9 protein-coding genes are annotated in these 7209 nt (G+C 66.5%); 6 read left to right on the forward strand and 3 right to left on the reverse strand.

The annotated features are described in order from the left end of the window. Window positions 1-554 (forward strand): cysteine dioxygenase family protein (locus tag VFG33_RS12200; RefSeq protein ID WP_325025640.1); only part of this gene is annotated, 554 nt, incomplete at its 5' end. 44 nt (window positions 555-598) lie between these two features. After that, entirely contained in the window at window positions 599-1015 is a 417-nt protein-coding gene (locus VFG33_RS12205) for a GNAT family N-acetyltransferase (protein WP_325025642.1), read from the forward strand. Here the strand turns inward: VFG33_RS12205 and VFG33_RS12210 are convergent. Next, entirely contained in the window at window positions 999-1868 is an 870-nt protein-coding gene (locus VFG33_RS12210; RefSeq protein ID WP_325025644.1) for a hypothetical protein, read from the reverse strand. The genes VFG33_RS12205 and VFG33_RS12210 overlap by 17 nt on opposite strands. A gap of 103 nt (window positions 1869-1971) precedes the next feature. Here VFG33_RS12210 and VFG33_RS12215 point away from each other — a divergent pair, with 103 nt between their 5' ends. The 3 genes from VFG33_RS12215 to VFG33_RS12225 all read left to right on the forward strand — a co-directional run bounded on the left by VFG33_RS12215 (window position 1972) and on the right by VFG33_RS12225 (window position 4870). Next, the gene (locus VFG33_RS12215; protein WP_325025646.1) at window positions 1972-2547 is read left to right on the forward strand and encodes a DUF4865 family protein; all 576 of its coding nucleotides are present in this window, start codon (window positions 1972-1974) and stop codon (window positions 2545-2547) included. Between the two features lie 106 nt (window positions 2548-2653). Next, window positions 2654-3820: an MFS transporter gene (locus VFG33_RS12220; protein ID WP_325025648.1), complete on the forward strand. Its 1167-nt coding sequence runs from the start codon at window positions 2654-2656 to the stop codon at window positions 3818-3820. A gap of 120 nt (window positions 3821-3940) precedes the next feature. Then, entirely contained in the window at window positions 3941-4870 is a 930-nt protein-coding gene (locus VFG33_RS12225) for a DMT family transporter (RefSeq protein WP_325025650.1), read from the forward strand. Here the strand turns inward: VFG33_RS12225 and VFG33_RS12230 are convergent. Next, window positions 4804-5496 (reverse strand): TetR/AcrR family transcriptional regulator, encoded by a 693-nt coding sequence (locus VFG33_RS12230; protein WP_325025652.1) that lies wholly within the window; start codon window positions 5494-5496, stop codon window positions 4804-4806. The two genes, VFG33_RS12225 and VFG33_RS12230, sit on opposite strands and share 67 nt — an antisense overlap. 59 nt (window positions 5497-5555) lie before the next feature. Between VFG33_RS12230 and VFG33_RS12235 the strand changes: the two genes are divergently transcribed. Next, on the forward strand, window positions 5556-6503 hold the full coding sequence (locus tag VFG33_RS12235; RefSeq protein ID WP_325025654.1) for an SDR family oxidoreductase: 948 nt from the start codon (window positions 5556-5558) through the stop codon (window positions 6501-6503). 22 nt (window positions 6504-6525) lie between these two features. Here VFG33_RS12235 and VFG33_RS12240 read toward each other — a convergent pair. Beyond that, on the reverse strand, window positions 6526-7209 hold a 684-nt coding region (locus VFG33_RS12240), incomplete at its 5' end, for an MBL fold metallo-hydrolase (protein WP_325025656.1).

Below are 7209 nucleotides of genomic sequence, written 5' to 3' on the forward strand. Positions count from 1 at the left end.
CCTTCATCGACGAGGTGGGTCTCGTGGTCAGCAGCAGCGACGACCAGTACGAGATCACGCAGCGGGTTGCGCCGATGCTGTCTGCTCTGCTTGCCAGCGGCCACCGACTTCCACTGGAGGTCATCCGTCCATCGTCAGAGCGCCACGTGACGTACCCGCTCTACATCGCTCCCGACGACAGCTGGTCACTCGCTTCCGTGGTCTGGAACGTAGGTCAACGAACACCCGTGCACGGCCACGAGACCTGGGGTGTCGTCGGAATCTACGCGGGAGCCGAACGCGAGATCCGCTACCTGAAGCCCGCTGCTTCCGCGGCCGCCAGAGCCTTGACGCCGGCCGGAGAGCACGTGTGGGAGCGCGGGCAAGTCACCGTGTGCTGTACGACCGACGACGACGTCCACGCCGTTGCGGCCGTGGGGGACGAGCCCACCGTCGGGATCCACGTCTATGGCGGCAACATCGGCACCATCAGCAGGCCGTCGTACGATCCAGCCACTGGAGCAACCCACTGGTTCGTCTCCGGCTGGGATCACCCGGCCTCCGATGGAAGCTAGCCTCGGGATGGTCGCTCACGGTGGCCGGCGCCTAGGGTGACCGCATGACCGATCGGCTCGTGGCTGTGGAGATCAAGGTGCGTTTCCCGGTCGACGACGCCGGCCTGTCCGAGCTGCATGCGCTGGCCTTCGAGTCGTCGGTCGAAGTCCAGCCCTGGCAGGCCCGGTTGGAGCGCCACGCACTCACCTGGGTGGGTGCCTTCAGCAACGATCGGTTGATCGGGTTCGTCCAGGTGTGCTGGGATGGTGGTGCGCACGCGTTCGTCCTCGACACCGCGGTCCATCCGGAGCACGGCCGCCGGGGCATCGGCAGACAACTTGTCCTCGCCGCCGCTGCCGAGGCGAAGGCCGCTGGTTGCGAGTGGCTCCATGTGGACTACGAACCGCATCTCGCCGATTTCTACGTCAAGGCCTGCGGTTTCTCACCGACCGATGCGGCTTTGCTCAAACTCCGGGACTGATCGCGGTCAGCCGCTCGGTGGAGACACACGAGATCAGGCAACGTTCCTTCGCATCGCCCAGCAGTTCGGCGGTCCAGCGGGTGAACCCGCCGTCTCCGAGTTCGGAATCACCCGCGCCGATCGCCAGCGCAGTACCGGCGTAGTAGTTCGATCCCTGGGTCCGCGCCGGGTCCTCGGCGAACTCCACCTTCAGTCCCGGCCGAACGGTGTCGTCGATCCGCTCCCGTACTGCGCCGGCCGCGAACGTGGTGAAGGTGAACCGCGCGCGCTCACCCAGTACGTCGTACCAGAAGCCAAGGTGGTCCAGCAGCATCTCGGCCTCGACGCGTCCCGAACCGGTATCCCGCGCACTCGACACCAACGCGAACAACTGGAAGTGCGCGAACATCCCCGGTGCATCGACCGCCTGGGCGCGAACCACCCGCTGACAGGCCGCAAGATCCACCCGCGCCTGGCCGGCCCGACGTCGTACGGCGGCTTCGACCGCGAGCTCGTTCGTCGGATCGCTCGCGACCTCGGTGTTGCGGATCGTGCTGACGACCTTGTTCTGGTTGACCGTGGCGACGGCCGAGCAAGTGCCGAGTGGAGTGAGCGGCGAGAGTTCGACCCCCTCGAACCGCGCAGGCAGCCGCTCCCACAGGTCGGCCTGCGTCCGCACCAGCCGGCGCGGATCCGTGACCGACGGCTGCACGAACCGATCGTTCCGCCACCTGTCGATCACCCGCGCGGGCGTCACGGCGGCCGCCCTCGTGCGGCTCATCTCCAGCAGCAACGACTGCAATTCGGACGCGTTCAGCCCGCCCAGCGCATCCTCACTGCCTGCAGGCAACTTCGCCCAGACCCTCTCGCTCATACCTCAACCCTGACGGATGTGACCTTTCACCGCCCCTCATTTTGTTGACCCCGTGCCCTCTGTACCTACTAGTATGTTCGGCAGTCGAGGGAGAGGGCGGGGCATGTACGCGATGCAGTACGAGATCACGTTGCCGGCGGACTACGACATGGGCATCATTCGGCGTCGGGTAGAGACGACCGGCCGGCGGATGGACGACTTCGACGGGCTCGGGCTGAAGGCCTTCCTGGTCCAGGACCAGGCGAACGGTGCGATCGCGAACCAGTACTCGCCCTTCTATCTCTGGAACGAACCGGAGGCGATGGGCCGGTTCCTGTGGGGTGGCGGGTTCTTCACCGCGATCTGCCAGTCGTTCGGCCGCCCGAACGTGCGGCACTGGACCGGGGTCGAGACGCTCCGCGGACCGGAGGTCGATCAGCCCGCCGTCGCGGCAACCAAACACGCCTGGCAACTGCCGGCCGAGGTGGATCCGGCAGAGCCGGTGGGCGAGGCACTGGAGACGCTGCGGCAGAGAGCGGCGATGCCGGGCGTGCACAGCTCCGCCATCGCGGTCGATCCGACGCGGTGGGAGATCGTGCACTTCACCCTGTGGAGCGGCGAGCCGGAAATCGTGCCAGGCACCCGCTACCAGGTCCTGCACTTGTCCACACCCGGGATAAAAGACCTGTTGGATCGGTGACTTCGCGGATATCTTCTGAGGTATGACACGCTCGAGCCCGCACCTTTGACGTCCTAACCTTTCGGCCCGCATCGTCGCGTATGCGGCGCTGCAGGACTTCATCCCGTTGTATCCGCTGTATCAGCTGCTCTTCACGGATCACGGGTTGTCGGCGTCGGAGGTCTCGACGCTGTTCATCATCTGGTCGACGACTTCGTTCGTGCTCGAGGTGCCGTCCGGCGCCTGGGCGGACACGTTCTCCCGTCGGAGACTGCTGGTGTTCGGCTCGCTGGTGGGCGGGCTGGGCTACGCCAGCTGGATCCTCGTTCCCTCGTACGCCGGGTTCGCGCTGGGCTTCGTCCTCTGGGGAGCCAGCTCCGCGCTGATCTCCGGGACCTTCGAAGCCCTCGTGTACGACGAGTTGGCCGCGCGCGGGTCGACCAGCAAGTACGCGGGATTGATCGGCAGGGCCAAAGCGGCAGCTCTGGTTCTCAACCTGGCGGCGACGGCAGTGGCGGCTCCGCTGTACCAGTCCGGCGGCTACGTGCTGGTCGGTGTCGTCAGCGTGCTTAGTTGCCTTGCGCAAGCAGTTGTCGCGCTGTCACTGCCGGAGGCGAGTCGGGTCGCCACGGCCGACGAAACGCTGGAGGTGGAGTCAGATACCGGGCGCGGACCGCTCGGACGGTATGCACTGATGCTGCGGTCGGGTCTGACCGAGGCGGTGACCAGCCGTACGGTCCGGAAGGCGGTCGCGCTCGTCGCGCTGCTGGGCGGGTTCCTGGTCTTCGACGAGTACTTCCCTCTGCTGGCCAGGGAGACCGGAGCCTCGAACACGTTGGTCCCGCTGCTGATCGCCGGTACGGTCGCAGCGCAGGCGATCGGCGGTGCGCTCGCGGGTCCGGCGTACAAGCTGCGAGCATCGATCCTGGCGGTCGGGCTGGCGCTGACGGCGGGACTGCTCGCCTGGGGTGCGCTCAGCGGTACTGCGCTGGGCTTCGTGCCGATCGCAGTCGGCTACGGCGTGATGCAACTTGTCATCATCGTCGCGGAGGCTCGTCTACAGGACTCCATCACAGGTCCGGCGCGAGCGACAGTCACGTCGGTGTCGGGGTTCTTCTCCGATGTGTTCGCGGTCGTGGTCTACGCCAACTTCGCGCTGGGCTTGGTGTGGTTCACCCTGCCGGTCCTGATCGCGGCACTCACCGTCCCGGTGCTCCTGACCGCCCTGATCACTCCCGTTGCCCTGCCTCCACCATCAGCCACCGACGAACTGGAAACCAAGGAGGTCACCTAGCCTCAGTCTGCTGCAGCCATGCGGGGCGGCTGGCTGTTATGCCCTCGGATCTGTTTTGCCCTCGGATGACGGGGCGACAATTCGGTGTCGGGCGAAGTGTCGGGCGTCTACCGTCAGGTTGTGACGACGACCGATGGACGCCAGGGCTTGCTCGCTGCCGGCGCCGCAGCTGTGACTGTGGTGCTCTGGGCTTCGGCTTTCGTGGCGATCCGGCATGTCGGGCATGAGTTCTCGGCCGGTGCGTTGTCGCTCGGCCGGCTGCTCGTCGGCAGCCTGCTGCTCGGCGCGCTGCTCTTCACCCGCCCGCGACGCTGGCCCGCGAAGGGCGACTGGAAGCTGTTGCTGATCTGCGGCCTGTTGTGGTTCGGCGTCTACAACGTCGCGCTGAACGAGGCCGAGCAGCGCCTCGACGCCGGCACCGCGGCGATGCTGGTCAACGTCGGACCGCTCCTGATCGCGCTACTCGCCGGCCTGTTGCTGGGAGAAGGATTCCCGCGCCAACTCGTGATCGGCAGTATCGCGGCCTTCGGCGGAGTCGTCCTGATCGGCACCTCCTCCTCCGAGGGCAAGGCCGAGACCTGGGGAGTGATCCTTTGTGTGGTGGCCGCGATCGCGTACGCCGTCGGGGTGGTCGCCCAGAAGCCGTTGCTCGGCCGGTTGCCCGCGCTCGAAGTGACCTGGCTGGCCTGCACGATCGGCGCGATCAGCTGCCTGCCGTTCGCGCCCGCGTTGATCCGGGAGACGGGTGACGCGAAGGCTTCGACGATCTGGTGGATCGTGTTCCTCGGTGCGTTCCCGACCGCTCTCGCCTTCACCACCTGGGCTTACGCCCTGGCGCGGACGAGCGCCGGCCGGATGGGCGCCACGACGTACCTGGTCCCGCCCCTGACCATCTTCCTGGCCTGGCTGCTACTCGATGAAACCCCGGCCTCGATGGCGTACCTCGGTGGCGCGCTCTGTCTGATCGGCGTCGCCATCTCCCGTCACAAGCCTTCGATTCCTTTGACCAGCACGGTGATTCCGGACTCGAAGCCCGAGTCGAAGTCGTAGTGAAGGCCCTCCGGGCCGAGCGCCTGGACCACGCGCGTCAGCGTAGGTGCCTTGCCTGGCGGTAGCCGGCTGACCCGTTCGAGCAGGTCGGGCGCGAGTTCGAAGGTCTCGGCCCGGACGGCTACCTCGCCGAGCATGAAGCCGTGGATGAAGTCGATGATCGTGTTCACCGATTCGAAGATCTGCCGCGGCGGCAGGCCGGCGCGGTCCAGCGCCCGGTAGAACGGTTCGACCGTGACGACCACGACGTCCGAGACCGCGGACGTATCCGACAGGACCTGCAGGGCCAGGTTGGGATGTGCGCGCAAGGCGCCGCGGTAGGCGAGTGCCGCGCTCTTCAGTTGGTCCTGCCAGGGCACGTCGTCGCCAGGATCGGCCAGGTCCAATTCGGCGAACACCAGTTCGGCCAGGCCGGCGAACACCGCAGCCTTGTTCGGCAGGTGGTGATAGATCGACATCGGGTTCACGCCGAGCGTGGAGGCGAGCCGCCGCATCGTCATCGCGTCGATGCCCTCGTCGTCCACGATCCGCAGCGCGGCGGTGAGGATCGCCTCCCGGCTGAGCCGTTCCTCTCCCGACCGCGGTCGTCCGGAACGACCAGGACTCGGCTTGCCAGCATTAATCATACGTCGTATGGTACTAAATCGTACGATGTATGGATAGTTCTTGAAGGGAGCTGGGGAGCGTGAGTGGATCAGAGGGTGGGCAGTTGCCTGCCGGCGAGAAGGCGTTGGCGGGCAAAGTTGCCTTGGTGACCGGCGGCAGCCGGGCCGCTGGGCGGGGGATCGCGGTGCAACTGGGCGCTGCGGGAGCGACTGTGTACGTGACTGGGCGGACCACTCGGGCGCAACGGTCCGAGATGAATCGCCCGGAGACGATCGACGAGACCGCGGAACTGGTCGACGCGGCGGGCGGCCGCGGCATCGCAGTACAGGTTGATCACACGTCGCCTGAGGAGGTCCGTGAGTTAGTGGCCCGGATCGAGCGTGAGGAAGGTGCCCTACATGTCCTCGTCAACGACATCTGGGGTCAAGCGAGTGAGCCGGAATGGGACAAGACCGCCTGGGAATCGTCGCTCGACAAAGGGTTGCGGCTTTTGCGGCTCGGGGTGGAGACGCACGCGATCACGAGTCACTTCGCGCTGCCGCTGCTGATCAAGTCGCCGGGCGGACTGGTCGTCGAGATGACGGACGGCACCAACGAGTACAACGCGACCAACTACCGCGTCTCCTTCTTCTACGACGTGGCGAAGGGTGCCGTGAGCCGGATGGCGTTCGCGTTGGCGCACGAACTCGAGCAGTACGGCGCGGCGGCGGTCCTGCTGACGCCGGGGTGGTTGCGTTCGGAGGCGATGCTCGACGGGTTCGGCGTCACCGAGGAGAACTGGCAGGACGCGACCAAGGCGATCCCGCACTTCGCCATCTCCGAGAGCCCGTCGTACGTCGGCCGCGCTGTCGCCGCCCTCGCCGCGGACCCCGACGTCGCACGCTGGAACGGCAAGTCCGTCTCCAGCGGCGAACTGGCCAGGATCTTCGGCTTCACCGACCTGGACGGCAGCCGCCCCGACGCCTGGCGCTACATCGTCGAAGTCCAAGACCCCGGCAAACCAGCCAACATCACCGGCTACCGCTGAACGTCCGGGACAGTGCTCGGTGTTAGAGGCGGTGGACCGGGCAGGGCTCTGAGCCGTTGGTGGGGGTGGGAAGCGGCACTGCGTCAGAGGTGAGGGCGGCATGGGGATGGGCCGCTGCGATGGGGATCCCAGTGGCGGCGGCCAAGGCAAGGATCTCGCGCCTAGAGGTCAGCGCAACGACGGGGTCGCGCTCGTAGACATAGGTGAGCTCAGGCCACCGCGCCTGCGCAGGATGAACCAATACATCACCCCCAAGCACAGCGCGATCCGTCACCACGCACTGATGCCCCGGCGTATGTCCCGGAGTCGCCAGCAGCCGCAATCCATCGCTCAACTCGGCATCGCCAGCAACCGCCCGAACCTGCCCCGCCTCCACCACCGGCCGCACCAGCATCTCGTACGTCGCACTGCCCACCGCATGATCCAGCTCCGCCTGCTGCACCACATACGTCGCGTTGCGGAACCGTGGCTCCTGAGCTTCCGTGTTCCACCCCACATGATCCAGATGAATATGCGTCATGATCACCGTCTCGATCTCACCCGGCTCGACCCCAGCCGACTCCAGCAACCGCGGCAGCCGCCCAACAGTCCCCAGCCACTCAGCTGCTTCGCCACCAGCCGGCCCGATCCCGGTATCGACCAGCACAGCACCCCGCTCACCGGTCAGCAGATAACTATGAAAATGCAGAAACCACCCACCACCCCC

The organism is Kribbella sp., from assembly GCF_035687465.1.
Classification (GTDB): domain Bacteria; phylum Actinomycetota; class Actinomycetes; order Propionibacteriales; family Kribbellaceae; genus Kribbella.